The following is an 18300-nucleotide window of genomic DNA, read 5'->3' as shown; positions in this document are numbered from 1 at the left end:
CTGCTGCTGGCCGAGGACTGTTGACCCCGGCGCCGGCGGCTCATTCCGTGGGCGTCCGCATGAACGCGCAGCCAGCCGCTAGGCAAGAACCTTCAGCAGATAGCGGTTCAAATCGGCGATTTCCTCCATGCAGACGGAATGTTCCATCGGGTATTGATGCCATTCGACCTGGTAGCCCAGCGCCGCCAGCGCATCGCGGCTCTGGGAAGCCCGGGCGATCGGGATGACGCCGTCGCGCGTGCCGTGGGCCTGGAAGATCGGCGTCGCCTGGTTGGCGGGATGGCGCTCGGCGGCCACGGTCTGCGCCAGCGGCAGGTAGCCCGACAGGCCCACGATGCCCGCGAGCCGCTCGGGATGCCGCAAGGCGGTCATGAAGGTCATCGCGCATCCCTGCGAAAAGCCGGCGATCACGATGCGATGGGCCGGGATGCCGCGCGCTTTTTCGTTGGCGATGAGCGCCTCGACGGCGACCTGCGAGCGCCGCAGCCCCATTTCGTCCTCCGGGTTGCCCGGACCGAGGATGTCGTACCACGCCGGCATGCGGTAGCCGCCGTTGATGGTGACCGGCATCACCGGCGCGTTCGGGAACACGAAGCGCACCGGCCCCACGGCCGAGAGCTCGAGTTCGCTGGCGATCGGCACGAAGTCGTTGCCGTCGGCGCCGAGGCCGTGCATGAGGATGACCGCGGCTTTGGGATTCGGGCCGGTTTCGATTTCGATGGGTGGGAGTGACATGGCCCCGACGTTACCGCAGAAAGGGGGCCGCGGCGCGCGGCGCGCCGGACTCGGCGTGGCATCTGCTCGCGGTTTCGCTGCCGGCCTGCCGTGGATGCGAGACTTCGCCGGCGAGGACATCGATGCGGCCGATGCCCATCAAACTGCAAAGAACCCGATTTCCAAGGACTCTCACGATGTACACCACTGCAGCCACCCGCCATTTCTCGGGCACGTATGCCGAGGCGCGGCAGAAGTTCCTCGATGCCGCGGCCCAGTGCGGCGCGGCGGTCGAAAGCTTCGAACTCGAAGCGCATCGCGGCGCCCTCGGCGAAACCCTGGCCACCGACGTGGCCTGCCTCGGCAAGCCGGGCGCGGCCAGGCTGCTGATCGTCAGCTCGGGCACGCACGGCCCCGAGGGCTTCTGCGGCTCGGGCTGCCAGATCGCGACGCTGAACGACCCCGACCTGCTCTCGCGCATCGATCAGGCCGGCATCGGGCTCCTGCTGATCCACGCGGTCAACCCGCACGGCTTCTCGCACCTGCACCGCACGAACGAGGACAACGTCGACCTCAACCGCAACCACATCGACTTCGACGCGCCGCTGCCGGTGAACGCGGCCTACTCCGAGGTCGAGCCCTTCGTGCTGCCCGCCCACTGGCCGCCGACCGCCGTGGATCTCACGGCGATGTCGGCCTACATCGAGAAACACGGCATGTGGGCCTTCCGCACCGCTGTCTCATCGGGCCAATACACCTCGCCGCAGGGCGTGTTCTATGGCGGGAAGGCGCCCTCGTGGAGCAACCGCACCATGCGCGGCATCCTGCGCAAGTACGGTGCGAACGCCACGCACATCGGCTGGATCGACGTCCATACCGGGCTCGGCCCGTACGGCCATGGCGAAAAGATCTACGCGGGCCGCAATGCCGCGGCCGATCTCGCGCAGGCGCGCGCCTGGTGGGGCCTGGACGTCTTCGCGCCGTTCGAGGGGCGATCGGCCTCGGTCGATGTGTCCGGCCCGGTGGTGTCGGCGGTGTACGACGAGTGCCCGCAGGCCAGCGCCGCGCTGATGGGCCTGGAGTTCGGCACCCTGCCCGACCAGGAAGTCATGACCCGCCTGCGCGCCGACACGTGGCTGCGCCGGCATCCCGAGGCGCCGGCCAAGCAGCAGCGCACCATCCGCCGGGAGCTGCGCGAGGCCTTCTACTGCGACAACGACGAGTGGAAGGGCATGGTGCTCGGCCAGACCCGCGTGGTGCTGCTGCAGACGGTGCAGGGCCTCAGGAGCGCCTGAGGCTCACTGGGCAAGTTCCCTGCACTTCTGCAGGTTGGTGTTGAAGCGCTGCTGCATCCCCGGCACACAGCTATCTGCAGTGGTCATGATGCGGCACATGCCGACCACGAGGAAATCCGACACCGCCTCGGTGCACATCGGGTAGCGCGCGAGCTGCGGGTTGTCGCGCACCTTGAAACCCCACTGGTCCGAGAAATCGAGCATGCGCCCCATCGCGTCCTCGAAGTAGTCGCGATCGCGCTCCTTGATCGCGTTTTCCATCTGCGGCAGCTCGACGTTCAGGAAGCGCATGGCCGCGCCGGGAAACTCGCGCGCGTCCTGGGCGAGCGCGCCGGAAGCGAACAGGGCAAGCAAGAGCGGCGCGATCGCGCGTGAGGTGAGCGAAAGGACGCGGTGACGGGCAAATTCCATGGGCTTTCGGGGTGTGACGTCGGGGTGGAAAGCGCCGCGCGCCCGCGGGCGGCGGCAACCCCTATTTGAACCGAAAGCCGGCCCCGGCCCGGCGAGCGTTTACCAGGTCACCCGTACGCCAACCGAGCCCTGCACCGACGATTTCACGCGCGCATCGCCGCCGACGTCGAAGACGTGCCCGACTTCACCGTACAGCGTGGTCGACGACGACAGGGCCAGCGTCGCGCCGCCCGCCATTTCGGCCGAGCTGTAGCCGGTGGCGCTCGCGATCGGCGTGCTCGCGGCGGGACCGACGAAGGTCGCCACGTCGGTGCCGGAACTCGCACGATAGAGATTCACGCGGCCGTAGGGCTGCAGGCGGCCGGCGCCGGTCGCGAAGTCGCCCTTGACGCGAACGCCGAGACGGACGATCCAGCCGCTCGCGGCATCCTGGCGCACCGCGGCGCCGCTGATGAGCACGTCGTCGAAGCGGCTGCGCTGCCACGCGAGCTGGGCTTGCGGCTCGAGGGTCCAGTTCCCGGCAAGCGCAAGAGCCTTGCCGGTCTCGATCGAGGCCGTGAGGCTCTCGGCCTTGCCGGAAGCGCTCAGGTTCAGGTCCGGGCGCACCGTGTAGCGATGGCTGCCGCCTTGCAGCACCGCATCCGCGTACCAGCCGCTGCCGTCCATCCAGGTCGCGTAGCCGCCGAGGTAGCGCGACTGCAGGTCGTTGCTGCCCACGCGGCCGCTGGTGCCGCGCGCATTGCCGCTCACGTCCACGCCGCCGTCGAGATAGCCGACGTAGACACCGGCACGCCAGTGGCCCGCCGCGAACAGATCCGTGCCCGCCTGCAGGCCGCTCATGTGGCCCTTGCTGCCGGCGTCGGCCACGCCGTCCTGGTGGATGTCGAGATCGGTGTAGACCGCGCGCGCCCAGGCCTCGCGGCCCGCATCGCCCGAGCCCGCGACCGCGGTCCCCGGCGCGGCTTCATCGCCCACCCGGCGGTGCAGGTTGCCGAGCATCGCGATGTCCGCCTGGCGCAGTCGCGCCGGCAATGCGGCAAAGAGCGGCACTTCCTGGCGGTAGGCCGTCACCGTCGCGGCGGGCGCCGTAGCCGTCGGCGACTTGGTGATCGCCTCGGGCGAACTGCCCTGGGTGGCATCCGGCGTGGCGTCGGGCTGCACGGGCTGCGTGGCCGGCGGCGTGACCGGCACATCGGTGCGCAAATACCAGTTCTCGCCCGCACCGTGGGCATCCGCTGCATACAGTCGGTACTCGAAGGCGCCCGCATCGACGTGGCCGTTGGCCAGCGTGAAGGCGCTCTTCGTGGTCTGCGCGGTGGTGGTCGCGCCGCCCTGCGCACTCACCACCTCGATGCCGTTGCCGGTGGTCTGGGCGCCGAGCCCGCCGAGATTGGTGATGCGGATCGTGGTGCTGCCGCTCGCGCTCGCCGTCGGGCCGTTCAGCACCAGCCGGTCGCTCACGCTGCTGCTGTCGCCCAGCACCGTGCCGAGGTTCAGCACGCCGTTGTGGCCGACGTAGGCGCCGTTGACCGTCAGCGTGCCACCCGGGACCGCGCTCAGCAGGCTCACCGTGCCCGCGTTCTGCAGCGACGCGACGGTCTGGCTGAAGCCGCCGGTGTCGAGCGTCGCGCCCGCCGCGACCACATGCGCCGAGCCGGCGCTGAAGGTCTCGGCCGCGCCGGCCTTGAGCGTGCCCGCGCTGACCGTGGTGGTGCCGGTGATCGCCTGTGCCTTCGCGAGCGTCAGCGTGCCTGCGCCGGTCTTCTCGATGCCGCCGCTGCCGCTGAGCAGCCCGCTGTAGGTCGCATCGTTGGGCTGCGCGAAGCGCACGAGGCCGTTGTCGGTGACCGCCAGCGGCGCGAACTCGGCAGGGGTCTGCAGCGTACCGGCCGGGTCCACCGTCATGCTGCCGGCGTAGTTGCTGGCGTCCGCCACGAGCACCAGCGTGCCGCCGGCTACGCGCGCGCTCGTGAAGCCCGAGTCCTGCAGCGAGATGGCGAGGTTCCAGGTGCCGCTGTCGTTCTTCACCAGCGACTGGAAGTTCGAGATCGGGTGGTTGAAGGTGCCCGTGCCGGTGCCGTTGAGCGTCAGCAGGTTCCGGCCGCCGCCGCCGTCGATGGCGCCGGAGATCGTGCCGTTCTCATAGAGGTTGAGCGTGTCGTCGCCGGCGGCGAAGTTCAGCGAACCGAGCACCTGGCCCTTGTTCGTGAAGTTGATCGCCATGGTGCCGGCGACCGCGATGATGCTGGCCGTGCCGTCCCCGTAGCGGATCACGCCGGTCTCGCCGTTGACCACGGTGTTGCTGCCGCTTTTCGCTTCGAACCAGATCGCGGCACCGCCGGCCTGCGAGTCGATGGTGCCGTTGTTGATGATCGTGTTGCCGGTGCCGATCGGATTGATCGCCTCGGCGTCGCCGGCGATGCCCTTCGAGAGCACCTGCGCGCCCTGCGCGATCGTCATCGTGTTGTTGCTCAGGAACTCCACCGTGTTCGCGCCGGTGCCGAACAGCCCCTGGGTCAGGCCGAGGGCATTGTTCTCGACCGTCGCGCCGCTGCGCAGGGTGATGCTGCCGTTGCTCAGGATGCTGATCGCCGTCTGCTCCCCGGTGCTGATGACCGCGTTCTGCTGCACGTCGACCGTGGTCCCCGGGATGGCGCCGTAGCCCGCTCCGACCGTGGTGGTCTGGGGCCCGCCGGCGCTCGTGCAGACGTAGGCGGTGCCGATCCCGTTCAATGTGCAGGCGGCCGATGCGGCGCCGGACAGGACAAGAAGCGCCGAGGCGGTGGAGACCGCCCTGCAGGAGGTCGATTTACCCGCAGTGGCGGCAAGTTCGCAAGCAACGGACCAGGTTTGTAGCGATGAATTCCATACGACCCTGAAAACACGATTCACGAGCTTGCTCTCCCTTCCACCGACTCGGGACTGAAAACGAATACTTACGACTGTAATGCCGAGGTATTCATTTTCGTTGGGAGAAAGTCACATAAACGGTGCGCAGTCGCAGATATGCAACAAAATAGTTACAAAACTTGGGTTATTGGGCGGTGCAAGGCGCGTTTTGGCGACGCCCGTCGCCCCGGATTGGTGCCCGCCGCCTCGCGGGCGGCGCCGAATCTGGCGGCGCCTCAGCGCGGTGCGCGAAGCCGCTTCACGCCCTCGACCGCCGCCAGCACGATCGCGCCGGCGATCACGCCAAAGGCCGCGTTGCCGAGCAGCGAGGCCAGCGCGCCCCAGGCCTGGATCGCGTGCCCGAGGGCCGGCAGGCCATGCACGAGGATGCCCCCGCCGACGAGGAACATCGCGACCGTGCCGAGGACGGAAAGCGCCTTCATGAGCCAGGGCGCCGCGCCGACCAGCACGCGGCCCACCGCCTGCACGGCGGCGTTGCCGCGCTGGCTGAGGTAGTAGCCCATGTCGTCCAGCCGCACGATGCCGGCGACCAGCCCGTAGACGCCGATGGTCATCACGATCGCGATGCCCACCAGCACGCTGAGCTGCGTCAGGAAAGGCTGGCCCTGCACCGTGCCGAGCGTGATCGCGATGATCTCGGCCGAGAGGATGAAATCGGTGCGCACCGCCCCCTTGACCTTGGCCTTCTCGGCCGCGACCAGGTCGATCGCCGTGTTGGCGACGGCCTGCTCGTGCTGCTGCGTCTCGATCGCGTGCTCGGCCTTGTGCAGGAACCGGTGCGCGAGCTTTTCCGCGCCCTCGAAGCACAGGAACGCGCCGCCGATCATCAGGAGCGGCGTGACCAGCCAGGGCAGCCAGGTGCCGATCAGGAGCGCCGCCGGCACCAGGATCGCCTTGTTGACGAACGACCCCTTGCACACCGCCCAGACCACCGGCAGCTCGCGGCTGGCCCGCACGCCCGCGACCTGCTGCGCGTTCAGCGCCAGGTCGTCGCCGAGCACGCCCGCCGTCTTCTTGGCCGCGACCTTGGTGAGCAAGGACACATCGTCGAGCACCGTCGCGATGTCATCGAGAAGCAGCAGCAGGCTGGTGGCCATCGGTGGGTGCTCGGAGGGTCAGACGTTTCGCTTGAGGCGGATTTCCTCGATCTTCACGGTGCCGATCGCGGTGGTCTTGGCGGTCTTCATCTCGCGCTTGAAGCCGGCGAGTTCGCAGAAACGGATCGCGCGGTCGTTGCGCAGCGGCACCCAGATGGTCACGACGGTGCAGCCCTCTTCCTCGAGGCCTTCGCGCGCGGCGTCCCACAGCGCGACGCCCAGGCCCTTGTCCCAGTGCTCGGGCTTGACGTAGAGGGACCAGATCTCGCCGGTGGTCGACGGCGTCTTCGGATCGCGCGAACGGTCGAAGCCGACGAAACCGACGACTTCGCCGCCGAGCTCGACCACATGCACCTGCGGTTCGGCGTACTCGATCGCCTCGCGCCACTTGGCCTCGCGCGTGGCGGGCGTCAGTGCGCGCAGCTGGTCTTCGGGGAGGAGGCCCTCGTAGGCGGCCCGTGCGGCGGCGGCATGGACTTCGGCGACGGCCTTGGCGTCGCGCAGGGTGGCGGGGCGAACTTCGAAATCGGACATGAATGCAGGGAAACGATCGGTAAAGGGGCGTATTGTCGCTGCCGATGAAAGCGATCGTTCAACCCGGCGGCTTCCACTTCGACCTCGAAGCCGACCGCACACTCCTGGAAGCCGCGGAAGCCGGCGGCATCGAGCTGCCGAGTTCCTGCCGCAACGGCACCTGCCGCACCTGCCTGTGCAAGCTGGTCGCGGGCCGGATCCGCTACCGCATCGAATGGCCCGGCGTGAGCGCCGAGGAAAAGGCCGAGGGCTGGATCCTGCCCTGCGTCGCCGAGCCGGAAGGCGACGTCACGCTGGACGTGCCCTACGCATTCGCCGTCTTCTAGCCCCTGGCGAGCCGGTCGCGCTGCGCCAGCGACGGGAAGAGCCGGAACCAGCAGGCCGCCACCAGCACCGTGCCGATGCCGCCGGCCACCACCGAGCCGACCGGCCCGAGCAGCGCCGCGGTCGCGCCCGATTCGAATTCGCCCAGCTGATTGCTGGCGCCGATGAAGATCGAATTCACCGCGCTCACCCGGCCGCGCATCGCATCGGGCGTTTCGAGCTGCACCAGCGTCTGCCGGATCACCACGTTGACCATGTCCGCGCCGCCCGAGACCGCCAGCGCGACCAGCGAGACGACGAAGTTGCGCGAGACGCCAAAGACGATCATGCACAGGCCGAACAGCGCCACGGCCAGCAGCAGCATGCGCCCGATGCCGCGCTCCACCGGGTGGCGCGTGAGGTAGATCGACATCACCAGCGCACCCACCGCCGGCGCGCCGCGCAGCAGCCCGAGGCCCCACGGCCCGGTGTGGAGGATGTCCTTGGCATAGATCGGCAGCAGCGCCACCGCGCCGCCGAGCAGCACCGCGAACAGATCGAGCGACACCGCGCCCAGCACCGGCTTGCGCTTCCAGATGAACTCGACGCCGGCCAGGAGCGTCTTCGCGGTCACGGGCTCGCGCGGCATGGCCGTGTGGCCGTACTTCAGTTGCACCACCAGCGCGGAAGCGAGCACGAAGAACAGCAACGCCGCGCCGTACACCACGCCCATGCCGGCCACGAACAGCATGCCGCCGAGGGCCGGGCCGCCGATGATCGCGCCCTGCATGCCGGCGGAGCTGAAGGCCATCGCGCGCGGCAGCATCATCGGCGACACCAGGAGCGGCGTCAGCGCCTGCTGCGCCGGCATCTGGAACGCGCGCACCGCGCCGAGCACCAGCGAAAGCCCCAGCAGCAGCGCGCGCGAATCCTTGCCGCCGTACACCGAAAGGAGAAGCACGAGCGCGACCGCGCCCTGCACCGCGAAACACGCCGCGACGATGCGCCCGCGATGGTGGCGGTCGACCACGTGCCCGGCCCACAGCGCGAGCAGCAGCGCCGGCACGAACTGGTAGAGCCCGACGAGGCCGAGGTCCCACGCGCTGTGCGTGAGCTCGTACATGTGCCAGCCGATCGCGACCAGCAGCATCTGGCTCGCCGCCGTGCCGCACAGGCGCGCGGACCACAGTCGCATGAAGGGCCGCTCGCGCGTCAGGTCTGAAAAGCTGGAACTTCGATCGGGAGCGGCGGCGACGGACATCGGGTCGAGGATAGCCGAGCAAGCTCTTCTAGACTCGGCACCCGATGAATGACCTGCAAGTGGTCCACGAGGACCCTCACCTGCTCGTGCTCGACAAGCCCGCCGGCCTGCTGTGCGTGCCGGGGCGCGGCGAAGACAAGCAGGACTGCCTGAGCGCACGAGCCCAGCGGCGCTGGCCCGATGCGCTTGTCGTGCACCGCCTCGACATGGCGACCAGCGGCCTCGTGCTGATGGCGCGCAGCCTCGAGATGCAGCGTGCGCTCGGCGATCTATTCGCCAGCCGGCAAGTGGAGAAGCGCTACGAGGCCATCGTGGATGGCTTGATGCCCGTGCGCGACGAGTGGTCGCTGATCGACGCCCCGCTGATGGCCGACTGGCCGCGTCGCCCGCTGCAGAAGATCGACGCCGCCGGCAAACCGAGCCGGACGCGCTGGCGCGTGAAGGAACTGCTGCCCGAGCGCAACGCCACGCACGTGTGGCTGGAACCGCTCACCGGCCGCAGCCATCAGCTGCGGGTGCATCTGCTGTCGATCGGCCACCCGATCCTCGGCGATGCGCTCTACGGCAGCGAAGCCATCCGCCAACGCGCGCCACGGCTGCTGCTGCACGCGACGATGCTCGAGTTCGCGCATCCGGCCGATGGACGCGCGTGTCGCTTCGAGAGTGCGCCGCCCTTCGTCTAGGGCCTGACCCTAGAACGCACCCTTCACGACGAGCACCGGGCACTTCGCGTCCTGCAGCACGCGCTGCGTCACGCTGCCGAGCAGCAGCTTCTCGATGCCGGTGCGGCCGTGCGAGCCCATCACGATCAGGTCGGCGCCGATGGCGATCGCGGTGTCGACGATGCCTTCGTGCACCACGTGGCCGTCGATCACGCGCTGGTCGCTGTGCAGGCCCTCGGCCGCAAGCGCCGCGACGCCGCGCGCGAGTGCGGCATTGGCGCTGCTGGTGGCGGCGGCCAGGTATTCGTTCTGGCCGAGCGCGTAGTCCGCGCCCACGCCGATGAAGGGGTAGTTGTCCACCACGTGGATGAGCGTGATGCGACTGCCGAAAGCAAGCGCCAGCCCGCTGGCCTTGCTGACCGCCAGCATCGAGGTTTCGGAACCGTCGATGGGCACCAGGATGTGATTGAACATGGCAGACCTCTTGATCGAAGAGAACAGATTCCTGGTTCGCGGGCGAACCGGCCCCGAATGTACATCCAAGGCGTGGCCTGCGGATGTAGGACTCTACGGTCCGCGGCGAGGTTCAGTCACCCTGGAATTCGCCTGCGCGGCAGGTCACGACCAGCGTGTCGCGCCAGCCGGCTTCGCCTTCGATGAGCGGCTGGATCGGCGTCGATTCGTGGATCACGCGCGCGTCGTCGAGCAGGAGCAGCGACCACGGCTCCGTCAGCGTGAAGCGCTCGCCGCGCCGGCCCGCGGCCTCGAAGACGCGCGTCTCGCCGCCCTTGATGTTGTGCCGGCCGACGAGCGCGACCGCCACCAGGTCCACGCCATCGCGATGCGCACCCTCGGGCGTCGGGCGTCCGATGCCGTCGGCGGTGTCGATGCGGAACTGGTGCGCCTCCACGTACCAGCGCTGCACGCCGCGCAGCCCGCTCGCCGCATCGGCGAGCGCATGCATCAGCCGCTGCCAGACGGGCAGCGCCACCGTGGCTTCCTGCATCGGCGCGAACCAGCGCTGCATGCCGCCGTGCAGCGCGTTGTACTCGACCGGCTGCCAGTGCGCGCGATGCGGCACCTGCACGAGCTCGGCGCCGTCGACCGTGAAGCAGGCATGCCGCCGCGTGCGATAGCGTCCGCCGTCCTTCAGGTAGTCGTCAGGCGGCAGGTGGAACCAGTCGGCATGCAGCGTATCGAGCTCCGAGATCGGCACGCCGAGCCATTCGGACACGCCCTCCGGACTCAGCACGGCATAGCCGTCCTGGCGCAGCGTGGGAACAAGCCGGTCGGGCGGTGTGAATGGTGGGCTGAAGGCCGCGCTCACGCGCCCACCTTCACGCCCTTCCAGAAGGCGACGCGGTCGCGCACCATCTCGGCTTCGGGCTTCGGGTCGGCGTAGTACCACACCGCGTCGGGATTGAGTTCGCCGTTGACCAGCAGCGAGTAGTAGCTCGCGGCGCCCTTCCAGGGGCAGGTCGTCCTGTGGTTGCTGAAGCTCACATACTCGCGGTTGAGCGATGCGGCGGGAAAGTAGTGATTGCCTTCGACGAGCACGGTGTCGTCGCTCTCGGCGAGGGTGACGCCGTTCCAGGTTGCTTTCATTTCGTGACTCCAAGGCGCGATGCGCGCCACTCACATGCACGAAAGTAGCACATCGCGGCCGGTCACTTCGGGGCAACGCGACTCAGCCTCGCCGCGCCGCCTCGATGGTCGCGATATCGATCTTTCTCATCTGCATCATCGCCTCGAACGCGCGCTTGGCCGCCGCGCGGTCCGGGTCGGCGATCGCGTCCGTGAGCGCCCGGGGCGTGATCTGCCACGACAGGCCCCACTTGTCCTTGCACCAGCCGCACGCGCTTTCCTCGCCGCCGTTGCCGACGATCGCGCTCCACAGTCGATCGGTTTCCGCCTGGTCGTCGGTCGCGACCTGGAACGAGAAGGCCTCGTTGTGCTTGAACGCCGGGCCGCCGTTCAGCCCCAGGCACGGGATGCCCATGACGGTGAACTCGACCGTCAACACATTGCCCTCCTTGCCGGCGGGATAGTCGCCGGGCGCATGGTGCACGGCCTTCACGGCGCTGTCCGGAAAGGTCTTGGCGTAAAACTGTGCGGCCTCCAGGGCGGTGCCGTCGTACCAGAGACAGATGGTGTTCTTGCTGACCAATTTCATTCTCCATTCATGACAAGGAATGGGGTCAAGGGGTGCGGGCGCGAATCATGCCCCCGTGCTCCTCCTACAGCAAACTCGACAAGACGATGACACCGGGGCCGGCCGTCCTGCTGAGATGCTTTTTTGTACGGCATCAGGAGAGCAATTTGGACATGCAACCCAACATACCCCCGTTGACGGACGCCGACGTCGCTGCGCTCGAGGCCACCACGCCGCTGACACCGGGCGAGAGCCCGCCGCACGGCTTGAGACGCACACTGGATGTTTGCGCAGCGCGCACCAAGGCGAACATCGCGCAGCAGCCGGTGCGCGCGACGCTGATCGCGGCAGCAGGCGGCGCAGCCCTGATGATGTACGCCATGCGGGTGCTTCATTCATCGAATCACGAGACGCTCCACTGACAAAGCATTGACAAAGGCCCTCCGACGACTCGCGTCCGATCGGAGGGCCTTCGCGGTCCCGGATTACTTTTGGGGTCTTGCCGAGTCCGTGGCGGCAAATTAACCCGTCCCACCGGGTCGGGCGTTCAGCGAGCGCCGAAATTCTCTGCCGGAAAACGCCTACTCCGAATCCGATTGCCACCTGGCCCGCATGGTGCTTGAATAGCGGCCCTTCCCCTTCACCACGAAAGGAGGATGCCATGGCCTACGAGGCGCGATATGTCTTCAGACCGAATCCGGGCGCCGACCTCGGCGCCGTCATGGAGGCGATAAAGAACGGTGCGGCGCTCTGGAAGCGCCACGGCGCCACCAACGCGCGGCTGTGGGTCGTTGCCGCGGGCGAGATCGGCAACTACGTGCTCGAACTGCGCTTCGACAATGCAAGCGAATACGCCAAGGTCACCGACCCGCTTTCGGCCGACCCGGAGTTCAGGAAATGGCAGGCTGCGAATGTGCAGGCGGGTGCGTTCACGTGGGTGCGGAGCAATCTTCTGCGTGAACTGCCGCTGGCATAGCCGCGACCATGGCTGTCCTTCCCAAGACTGGCATCGTGAACGGGACACAGGTCGCCGCCGGCTGAGCGGCGCGTGCAGGCGCGCAGACCTTCAGAAAGGATCAGCCAAGTGGCTGGCAGAAGCCGATCGCAATCCGCCTCGCGATCGCGCCCGTTGCACGAGCAGCGCGATCAGCAGTGTCGCGGCGGCTGAGCCCGCCAGGCCTGCCGACGAGACCAGCAGCTGAGCCAGACCGTCGACGGTCTCGACGCTGACCTGTTGCGCGTGCCGGACCAGCGCGACCACGTCGGCGGCATGGACGTTCTGGATGTCCTCGAAGCGGACCTTCGGCTCCTGGCCGGCGTTGCGGAACCGGATCCTGGCGAAGATGCCGTTGGCGATGGCCACCAGCGACAGCACGCCCAGCGGCCGCATCAGCGCCTCGACGAGACTGCAGCGCTCGCCGGGCGGCGCCTCCTCGAAGACCTCGGCCACGAGGATCGGAATGGCCGTGTCCGAGCCGAGCTCAGCAGTCGTTCGAGCGTTGGCGATCGATTGCGACGGAGGATGTGCCATGGCGTTTGCTCTCGTTCTGTTTCTCGTTCGAGCCATGCATGATGGCCTTGCCGAATGGCATTCTGATGAACGTCACGTAAAGCCAGGCGACTTTAGGTGGCGGGAACTGCAGCTCGTTGCAGGCAGCTCATCCGCGATCCTCGCTGCTCAGGGCCGCACGCAGCGCCTCCACGGCGATGGCCACCACGAGGCCGGTCAGGACGATCCCGCACAGCCCGATCGACATGGCCAGCACGCGCGAGAGCCCTGCCTTGGGCACGAGGTCGCCATAACCGACCGTCAGCCCGGTGACGAAGGAGAAGTACAGCCCGTCGCTCAGCGGCCAGCCTTCCACCTTCGCGACGAGCAGCCCGATCAGCGCCATCAGCACCAGCAGCCCCGACAACACGGGCCAGATGATGGCCAGCCCGCGCCAAAGCTCGTGGAAGAAGCGGCGTCTGATGATCCTGGAAGCTTTCATTTGGCACTCGCTCGGTTGACATCGGGTGGAGGGGCCGGCTTCGGTGTACGGCGTCTCCAGCGTTCGAGGATCCACACCGTGGCCGAGGCGTAGAACGCCACGCCCACGAACAGGCAGGTGCGCATGACCGAGCCTTCGAGCACGCTCTTGCCGCTTGCGCTGTCCTCGATCGCGGGGCCGAGCAGGATCAGCGCGGTCACCAGCGCATTGCTCCAGAACGAGGGGCGAAAGCGCGTGCGCCGCACGCCGAACATGGCCGAGCCCGTCCACAGCGCCGCGGCCATCAGCCACAAGCTCAGCATCCACAGGCTCGGCCACAGCGACAGGCCCATCCACACGCCCATGCCGATGAAGGCACCCATGAGGGTCGAGCCCACGAGCTCGCGGCTCGCCGCGCCCGCCTGCGCCTCGCCGGCCTGTTGCGCCAGCGTTGCCGTCTTCATGATGGCGGCGAGATAGAACGAAGGGTTGGTCAGCGCGAGCACGAAGACCGGCATGACGATGATCGTCCCGCGCAGCGCGATCCAGTTGGCCGAAGCGGCGCCGGCGCGCTGCACGGGCGCCCTCGCCGGCTGCGGCGGATCGGGGAACAGCGCGCTGGACATGGCGCTCACCAGCGTGCCGACGCCCAGGCCGACGGCCAGCGTGCCGCTGAGCACGGCGACGAGCGATTGCTCCGCCACGCCCGCCACGGGCATCATCGCGAAGGAAATCACCAGCAGGATGGTCACTGCGCCACCGCGGGCCTGCCCGGCGCGGAACACCGCATGGAGCACCACGGCCGTCAGCAGCACGCCGGCGAACGCGTAGTGCTCGAGCAGTGGAACCATCAGGACGCCGGCCGCCACCAGCCCTGCGAGAACGAGCGCGACGACGATGCCCTTCACCAGCGGCATCGGCGGGCCGGGCTTGCACAGCACCAGCACCGCCATCACGCAGACCACGAACGGCAGCTTCAGCGCGAGCCCGTAGGCCAGCGCGGTTGCCAGGCCCAGTCCGAGGGTCAGGCGCAGGCTGGCCTTGTCACCGCGCGTCATGGAGGGCTCCAGTGCTCAGTAGAGGTACGACAGCCAGCTCACGACGCGGATGTAGAGCGCGCCGAGGGCGTTCATCACCGGGTGGTCGCCGGTGAAGACCAGCACATCCGCCTGGCCGCCCACCTGCACGCCGCGCAGCCGGCCGAGTTCGGACGGGTCGAACTCCACCACCACCGGGAAGCGCTGGGCCTGGCGCAGCCAGTCGCGGCTGTTCTCGACCGTGGGCAGGGCCCCGGGCGAGCCTTGCTTGCCGCTGCTCACGCCGCGGCCCACGCTGCGCACGCGCCCCTTGAGCACCTGCCCCGGCAGCAGGTCGAGGGCGATGGCCGCTTCGTTGCCGGGTTGGATGTTGCCCAGGTTGTTCTCGGTCATCTCGGCGCTGATCCAGAGGTCGTGCATCGCGATCAGCGTCATCAGCGGCGCGCCGGGCTGCGCGAACAGGCCCACGTCGGTCGTCAGGTCGGTGACCCTGCCGCGCGCGGGCGCGAGCACCCGGGTGCGCGCGAGGTCGAGCTCGGCCTTCTCCATCGCGGCCCGCGCGCTTTGCAGCTGTGCGTTGCCCTCCCCGCTGTCGCCGGCCGCCTCCTCTGCCTTGCGCAGGTCCGCCTCGGCGCGCTTGGCTTGGCTGCGCGCCTGGTCGCGCGTGGACTGCGCGATCTCCAGGCGCCGCACCGAGATCGCACCCGGGTCTTCGTCGTGCAGCCTTTCCTGACGGCTGGCATCGCGCTCGGCCATCTCGCGGCCGGCCTGGGCGACGCTCAATGCGGCGCGCGCCGCGTCCACGCCGGCGACCGAGCCCTGCACGGAACGCCGCACCGATTCGAAGTCGGCTTGCGAACGGCGCAGCGCGATGCGGAAGGGCTCGGGATCGATGTCGAGCAAGGGCTGTCCCGGCTGCACCTCGTCGTTGTCGCGCACGTGCACCGCCAGCACCTTGCCCCCGACCTCGGCCGCCACCGGCACCACGAAAGCCTGGACGCGCGCCTGCGAGGTGCTCGGCGTGAGGCGGTCGCCGACGAAGTAGATGACCAGGCTGCCGACGATGAGGACGGTCAGCACCAGCGCGCCGATGCGCGTGCCGGCGCCGGCTTTCGGCGCCGGCGCCGGCGCCTCGGGCGGCACATCGGGATCAGGTGGCGGGGTGGCGGTTTGATCGCTCATTGGGGGACCTCCGCGCAGCAGCGCTGCGGTATTCGCCTTGGGGCGGCCCGGCGGCTCATGGCATTTCGCTCCGTTGCCGCGAAGGCGGCTGCGCCCCCGGGGGCGGCAATGGATCGTTCAAAAGGGGCTTCCAGTCGCTGCGTTCGGCCATCGCGCGGCGTGTTTCCTCGTCGATCGGCAGCGGCCGCTCGCGCGCTGCCTGCCAGCCGCCACCCAGGGCCTTGTAGAGGGCCACGAGGCTTTGCACCACGCTGCCTTGCGTGCTCACGAGCTGCTCCTGCTGGCTGAACAGCGTGCGCTGCGAATCGAGCACGCGCTGGAAGTCGACCAGGCCTTCGCGATACTGGATCGTCGCGATGTCGAGCGAGCGGCGCGCGGCCTGCACCGCGCCTTCGAGCAGATCGATCTGCGCCCGGTTGCTCGCGAAGCCGGCCGCGGCATCGTCCATCTCGCGCGCGGCGGTCAGCACCGTGTTCTGGTACTGCTCCTGCAGCTCGCGGAAGCGCGCGTCCTGCACCAGCACCTGGTTCCTGAGGTTGCCGTGGTCGAACACGTTCCACACCAGCGCCGGACCGATCGCCCAGCTCGCCGTAGAGGGCGAACCCGCGATCGAGGTGGCCGACAGGCCGAGCGTGCCGCCGAGCGCGATCGAGGGATAGAGCGCCGCCTCGCTGATCCCGATCAGCGCCGACTGCGCAGCGAGCTGCATCTCTGCCGTGCGCACGTCGGGCCGGCGCCGCAACAGGTCCGCGGGCACGTCGACGATCAGCCCGAGCTCCGCGCGCGGGATGCGGCCCTGCCCGGCCGCCATCTCGGGCAAGGGGCCGGGCGGCCGGCCGAGCAGCACAGCGAGCGCGTTCTGCGACTGGCGCAACACGCCCTCGAACTCGGGGATGGTCGCCAGCGTGCCCAGATACAGCGAACGGGCCTGCTGCACGTCGAGCTCGGATTCGTTGCCGCTCTTGAACAGCCGCTCGGTGATCTGGAGGCTGCGCTTCTGGATCTCGGCGTTCTCGTGCGCGATGCGAAGGCGCAGCTCGGTCGTTCGGATGCTGCCGTAGAGGCTCGCCGCCTGCGCCGCGACCAGCACCTGCACGTCGTCGTACTGCGCGATGGTCGCGAAGTAGCCCGCGTCGGCCGACTCGATGCCGCGGCGGTACTTGCCCCAGAAGTCCATCTCCCAGGCGATGTTGAAGCCCGCGCTGGCGCTCCAGAAGGCGGTGCTCGCGCCGCGCGACTGCCGCTGGCCGGCGCGCAGCGCATTGGCGCTCACCTGCTGCACCTGCGGATAGAGGCCGCTGCCCGCGATGCCGAGCTGCGCGCGCGATTCGAGGATGCGCATCGCCGCGAGGCGCACGCCGGGATTGAGGCGCTGGGCCTCGGCCACGAGATCGTCGAGCACGGGGTCGTCGAAGCTGCGCCACCAGTCATCGGCCACGACCCGCGCGCGCGGCAGAGCATCCGCGGAGAGCGTGCGCCCGGCGTTGCCGGACCAGTCCTGCGCCCAGGGCACCACGGGCCGCGCGAAGTCCGGCCCGAGCATGGTGCAGCCGCCCAGCGCCAGGCATGCGGACCAGAGCAGGGTCGCAGTGCGCCAACGCGGGATCGCGGCCGGCATGCCTTCAGTCGGCGGCCGGCAGGTCGCTTTTCGGCGCCGCCGTGCCCGATGCCGGACCGGTATGGACCCAGCCCATGAAGATCTGGTAGCCGAGCGCGAGCAAGGTGGCGCCGACGAACATGCCGAGGATGCCCGCGGTCGCCATGCCGCCGAGCGCGCCGATCAGGATCACGGGCATCGGCGCATCGACCCCGCGGCCGAGCATCAGCGGCTTGAGCACGTTGTCGGCCATGCCCGCGACCAGCAGCAGCACGGTGTAGGCGACCGCGGCGCCGGTGCTTTGGTCGCCACGCGTCCAGAGCCAGGCGATCGCGGGGATGGTCACGATGATCGCCGGCACCTGCGCGATGCCGAGCACCAGCACGATCAGCGAGAGCACCCCGGCCCACGGGATGCCCGCGATCAGCAGGCACACGCCGACGATGATCGCCTGGATGAAGGCGACGCCGATCACGCCCTGCGCCACCGCGCGGATCGTGGCTGTGGAGAGGTCCGCGAACTCGACGCCGCGCGCCGGCCCGATGATGCGCACGAAGATCGCGCGGATGGCCCCGCTGCCGGCCTCGCCGAAGGCCATCACGATGCCCGCGACGATGATCGCCGCGACGAACATCAGGAGCGCGCCGCCGATGCCCGCGACCGCGCTGAGCGCCGTGCGCGCGAGGTTGCCGATCTTCGGCTGCAGGCTCTGCACCAGCGCCGGCAGGTCGTTGTAGGCCTGCGACCAGATCCCGAAGATCCTTTCGCCGACGATCGGCCATTTCGCGACGCTGTCGCGCGGCGCGGGCAGGCGCAGCGAGTTGTTCTGCACGTCGGCGATCAGTTGCCGCACCGAATCGCCGACCGAGCTCAAGAGCACCGCCGTCGGCACGATGATCAGCACGATGCCCGCGAGCACCAGCAGCGTGGCCGCGAGCCACTGGCGGCCGCCCACGCGGCGCGCGAGCGACCGCTGGGCCGGATAGAGCGTGACCGCGAGGATCAGCGACCACGCGATCAGGGTCAGGAAGGGCGAGAACACGCGATAGCACAGCAGCGCGAGCACGATCACGAGGCCGGCGCGGATCAGCACGTCCATGAGGGCGGACGCGCCAAGCGAGACCCGTTCGCCGTTGGATTCTTGAGGCATCTGCATGCTCGTCTCCGGTTAGTTG

General features: G+C 68.9%; 21 protein-coding genes and 1 pseudogene. 5 read left to right on the top strand and 17 right to left on the bottom strand.

From position 1 onward, the window contains the following. Window positions 1-78 precede the first annotated feature (78 nt). Complete coding sequence (locus tag VAR608DRAFT_RS24830) at window positions 79-735, bottom strand: alpha/beta hydrolase (RefSeq protein ID WP_088956489.1); 657 nt, start codon at window positions 733-735, stop codon at window positions 79-81. Window positions 736-911: 176 nt separating this feature from the next. Here VAR608DRAFT_RS24830 and VAR608DRAFT_RS24825 point away from each other — a divergent pair, with 176 nt between their 5' ends. Further along, window positions 912-2009 (top strand): M14 family metallopeptidase, encoded by a 1098-nt coding sequence (locus VAR608DRAFT_RS24825; protein WP_088956488.1) that lies wholly within the window; start codon window positions 912-914, stop codon window positions 2007-2009. A 3-nt stretch (window positions 2010-2012) separates the two neighbouring features. On the opposite strand, the gene VAR608DRAFT_RS24820 is transcribed toward VAR608DRAFT_RS24825, so the two are convergent. The 5 genes and pseudogenes from VAR608DRAFT_RS24820 to VAR608DRAFT_RS24805 form a co-directional block, all read right to left on the bottom strand. Then, on the bottom strand, window positions 2013-2420 hold the full coding sequence (locus VAR608DRAFT_RS24820; RefSeq protein WP_088956487.1) for a hypothetical protein: 408 nt from the start codon (window positions 2418-2420) through the stop codon (window positions 2013-2015). A gap of 99 nt (window positions 2421-2519) precedes the next feature. After that, window positions 2520-5153: an autotransporter family protein gene (locus VAR608DRAFT_RS24815; RefSeq protein ID WP_443082964.1), complete on the bottom strand. Its 2634-nt coding sequence runs from the start codon at window positions 5151-5153 to the stop codon at window positions 2520-2522. A gap of 27 nt (window positions 5154-5180) precedes the next feature. Next, a pseudogene (locus VAR608DRAFT_RS38595) lies at window positions 5181-5312 on the bottom strand (ESPR domain-containing protein); the annotation flags it as partial. Window positions 5313-5545: 233 nt separating this feature from the next. After that, complete coding sequence (locus VAR608DRAFT_RS24810; RefSeq protein ID WP_088956485.1) at window positions 5546-6427, bottom strand: DUF808 domain-containing protein; 882 nt, start codon at window positions 6425-6427, stop codon at window positions 5546-5548. Between the two features lie 18 nt (window positions 6428-6445). Then, window positions 6446-6961 carry a GNAT family N-acetyltransferase gene (locus tag VAR608DRAFT_RS24805; RefSeq protein ID WP_088956484.1) on the bottom strand — a complete coding sequence of 172 codons (516 nt, stop codon included), beginning with the start codon at window positions 6959-6961 and terminating at the stop codon, window positions 6446-6448. Window positions 6962-7005: 44 nt separating this feature from the next. Between VAR608DRAFT_RS24805 and VAR608DRAFT_RS24800 the strand changes: the two genes are divergently transcribed. After that, window positions 7006-7287: a 2Fe-2S iron-sulfur cluster-binding protein gene (locus VAR608DRAFT_RS24800; protein WP_088958959.1), complete on the top strand. Its 282-nt coding sequence runs from the start codon at window positions 7006-7008 to the stop codon at window positions 7285-7287. Here VAR608DRAFT_RS24800 and VAR608DRAFT_RS24795 read toward each other — a convergent pair. After that, on the bottom strand, window positions 7284-8459 hold the full coding sequence (locus tag VAR608DRAFT_RS24795; protein ID WP_231972951.1) for an MFS transporter: 1176 nt from the start codon (window positions 8457-8459) through the stop codon (window positions 7284-7286). The genes VAR608DRAFT_RS24800 and VAR608DRAFT_RS24795 overlap by 4 nt on opposite strands. 110 nt (window positions 8460-8569) lie before the next feature. Here VAR608DRAFT_RS24795 and VAR608DRAFT_RS24790 point away from each other — a divergent pair, with 110 nt between their 5' ends. After that, window positions 8570-9208 carry an RluA family pseudouridine synthase gene (locus VAR608DRAFT_RS24790; protein ID WP_088956482.1) on the top strand — a complete coding sequence of 213 codons (639 nt, stop codon included), beginning with the start codon at window positions 8570-8572 and terminating at the stop codon, window positions 9206-9208. A 9-nt stretch (window positions 9209-9217) separates the two neighbouring features. Here the strand turns inward: VAR608DRAFT_RS24790 and VAR608DRAFT_RS24785 are convergent, their stop codons facing one another. The 4 genes from VAR608DRAFT_RS24785 to VAR608DRAFT_RS24770 form a co-directional block, all read right to left on the bottom strand. Continuing rightward, window positions 9218-9661 carry a universal stress protein gene (locus VAR608DRAFT_RS24785; RefSeq protein ID WP_088956481.1) on the bottom strand — a complete coding sequence of 148 codons (444 nt, stop codon included), beginning with the start codon at window positions 9659-9661 and terminating at the stop codon, window positions 9218-9220. Window positions 9662-9773: 112 nt separating this feature from the next. After that, window positions 9774-10514, bottom strand: coding sequence for a 2OG-Fe dioxygenase family protein (locus tag VAR608DRAFT_RS24780; protein WP_088956480.1), 741 nt, complete (start codon window positions 10512-10514; stop codon window positions 9774-9776). Continuing rightward, complete coding sequence (locus VAR608DRAFT_RS24775) at window positions 10511-10792, bottom strand: DUF427 domain-containing protein (RefSeq protein WP_088956479.1); 282 nt, start codon at window positions 10790-10792, stop codon at window positions 10511-10513. The genes VAR608DRAFT_RS24780 and VAR608DRAFT_RS24775 overlap by 4 nt, the downstream gene beginning before the upstream one ends. Window positions 10793-10874: 82 nt before the next feature. Next, window positions 10875-11354 (bottom strand): VOC family protein, encoded by a 480-nt coding sequence (locus VAR608DRAFT_RS24770; protein WP_088958958.1) that lies wholly within the window; start codon window positions 11352-11354, stop codon window positions 10875-10877. Window positions 11355-11512: 158 nt separating this feature from the next. Between VAR608DRAFT_RS24770 and VAR608DRAFT_RS24765 the strand changes: the two genes are divergently transcribed. Beyond that, window positions 11513-11761, top strand: coding sequence for a hypothetical protein (locus tag VAR608DRAFT_RS24765; protein WP_157731112.1), 249 nt, complete (start codon window positions 11513-11515; stop codon window positions 11759-11761). 239 nt (window positions 11762-12000) lie between these two features. Then, window positions 12001-12315 carry an NIPSNAP family protein gene (locus VAR608DRAFT_RS24760; RefSeq protein WP_088956477.1) on the top strand — a complete coding sequence of 105 codons (315 nt, stop codon included), beginning with the start codon at window positions 12001-12003 and terminating at the stop codon, window positions 12313-12315. A gap of 90 nt (window positions 12316-12405) precedes the next feature. Here VAR608DRAFT_RS24760 and VAR608DRAFT_RS24755 read toward each other — a convergent pair whose 3' ends face one another. The 6 genes from VAR608DRAFT_RS24755 to VAR608DRAFT_RS24730 all read right to left on the bottom strand — a co-directional run bounded on the left by VAR608DRAFT_RS24755 (window position 12406) and on the right by VAR608DRAFT_RS24730 (window position 18281). After that, window positions 12406-12870 carry a hypothetical protein gene (locus tag VAR608DRAFT_RS24755; RefSeq protein WP_088956476.1) on the bottom strand — a complete coding sequence of 155 codons (465 nt, stop codon included), beginning with the start codon at window positions 12868-12870 and terminating at the stop codon, window positions 12406-12408. A gap of 127 nt (window positions 12871-12997) precedes the next feature. After that, the gene (locus VAR608DRAFT_RS24750; RefSeq protein ID WP_197700409.1) at window positions 12998-13330 is read right to left on the bottom strand and encodes a potassium channel family protein; all 333 of its coding nucleotides are present in this window, start codon (window positions 13328-13330) and stop codon (window positions 12998-13000) included. Continuing rightward, entirely contained in the window at window positions 13327-14367 is a 1041-nt protein-coding gene (locus tag VAR608DRAFT_RS24745; RefSeq protein ID WP_088956475.1) for a DUF2955 domain-containing protein, read from the bottom strand. The genes VAR608DRAFT_RS24750 and VAR608DRAFT_RS24745 overlap by 4 nt, the downstream gene beginning before the upstream one ends. A 15-nt stretch (window positions 14368-14382) precedes the next feature. After that, a complete protein-coding gene (locus VAR608DRAFT_RS24740; protein ID WP_088956474.1) occupies window positions 14383-15528 on the bottom strand; it encodes an HlyD family secretion protein in 1146 nt (381 codons plus the stop codon). Window positions 15529-15583: 55 nt separating this feature from the next. Next, a complete protein-coding gene (locus tag VAR608DRAFT_RS24735; protein WP_088956473.1) occupies window positions 15584-17146 on the bottom strand; it encodes an efflux transporter outer membrane subunit in 1563 nt (520 codons plus the stop codon). 4 nt (window positions 17147-17150) lie between these two features. Then, entirely contained in the window at window positions 17151-18281 is a 1131-nt protein-coding gene (locus VAR608DRAFT_RS24730) for an AI-2E family transporter (protein ID WP_088956472.1), read from the bottom strand. Between the last annotated feature and the right edge of the window lie 19 nt (window positions 18282-18300).

This window comes from Variovorax sp. HW608, from assembly GCF_900090195.1.
Lineage (GTDB): Bacteria > Pseudomonadota > Gammaproteobacteria > Burkholderiales > Burkholderiaceae_C > Variovorax.
Note: the sequence above shows the minus strand (reverse complement) of the source record. Positions and strands in the feature narration are given on the sequence as shown.

Bases quoted from the DNA above. Each gene is read 5' to 3' on its own strand.
- VAR608DRAFT_RS24830 (WP_088956489.1), bottom strand. From the start codon at position 735: ATGTCACTCCCACCCATCGAAATCGAAACCGGCCCGAATCCCAAAGCC.
- VAR608DRAFT_RS24825 (WP_088956488.1), top strand. From the start codon at position 912: ATGTACACCACTGCAGCCACCCGCCATTTCTCGGGCACGTATGCCGAG.
- VAR608DRAFT_RS24820 (WP_088956487.1), bottom strand. From the start codon at position 2,420: ATGGAATTTGCCCGTCACCGCGTCCTTTCGCTCACCTCACGCGCGATC.
- VAR608DRAFT_RS24810 (WP_088956485.1), bottom strand. From the start codon at position 6,427: ATGGCCACCAGCCTGCTGCTGCTTCTCGATGACATCGCGACGGTGCTC.
- VAR608DRAFT_RS24805 (WP_088956484.1), bottom strand. From the start codon at position 6,961: ATGTCCGATTTCGAAGTTCGCCCCGCCACCCTGCGCGACGCCAAGGCC.
- VAR608DRAFT_RS24800 (WP_088958959.1), top strand. From the start codon at position 7,006: ATGAAAGCGATCGTTCAACCCGGCGGCTTCCACTTCGACCTCGAAGCC.
- VAR608DRAFT_RS24795 (WP_231972951.1), bottom strand. From the start codon at position 8,459: ATGCGACTGTGGTCCGCGCGCCTGTGCGGCACGGCGGCGAGCCAGATG.
- VAR608DRAFT_RS24790 (WP_088956482.1), top strand. From the start codon at position 8,570: ATGAATGACCTGCAAGTGGTCCACGAGGACCCTCACCTGCTCGTGCTC.
- VAR608DRAFT_RS24785 (WP_088956481.1), bottom strand. From the start codon at position 9,661: ATGTTCAATCACATCCTGGTGCCCATCGACGGTTCCGAAACCTCGATG.
- VAR608DRAFT_RS24775 (WP_088956479.1), bottom strand. From the start codon at position 10,792: ATGAAAGCAACCTGGAACGGCGTCACCCTCGCCGAGAGCGACGACACC.
- VAR608DRAFT_RS24765 (WP_157731112.1), top strand. From the start codon at position 11,513: ATGCAACCCAACATACCCCCGTTGACGGACGCCGACGTCGCTGCGCTC.
- VAR608DRAFT_RS24760 (WP_088956477.1), top strand. From the start codon at position 12,001: ATGGCCTACGAGGCGCGATATGTCTTCAGACCGAATCCGGGCGCCGAC.
- VAR608DRAFT_RS24755 (WP_088956476.1), bottom strand. From the start codon at position 12,870: ATGGCACATCCTCCGTCGCAATCGATCGCCAACGCTCGAACGACTGCT.
- VAR608DRAFT_RS24750 (WP_197700409.1), bottom strand. From the start codon at position 13,330: ATGAAAGCTTCCAGGATCATCAGACGCCGCTTCTTCCACGAGCTTTGG.
- VAR608DRAFT_RS24745 (WP_088956475.1), bottom strand. From the start codon at position 14,367: ATGACGCGCGGTGACAAGGCCAGCCTGCGCCTGACCCTCGGACTGGGC.
- VAR608DRAFT_RS24740 (WP_088956474.1), bottom strand. From the start codon at position 15,528: ATGAGCGATCAAACCGCCACCCCGCCACCTGATCCCGATGTGCCGCCC.
- VAR608DRAFT_RS24735 (WP_088956473.1), bottom strand. From the start codon at position 17,146: ATGCCGGCCGCGATCCCGCGTTGGCGCACTGCGACCCTGCTCTGGTCC.
- VAR608DRAFT_RS24730 (WP_088956472.1), bottom strand. From the start codon at position 18,281: ATGCAGATGCCTCAAGAATCCAACGGCGAACGGGTCTCGCTTGGCGCG.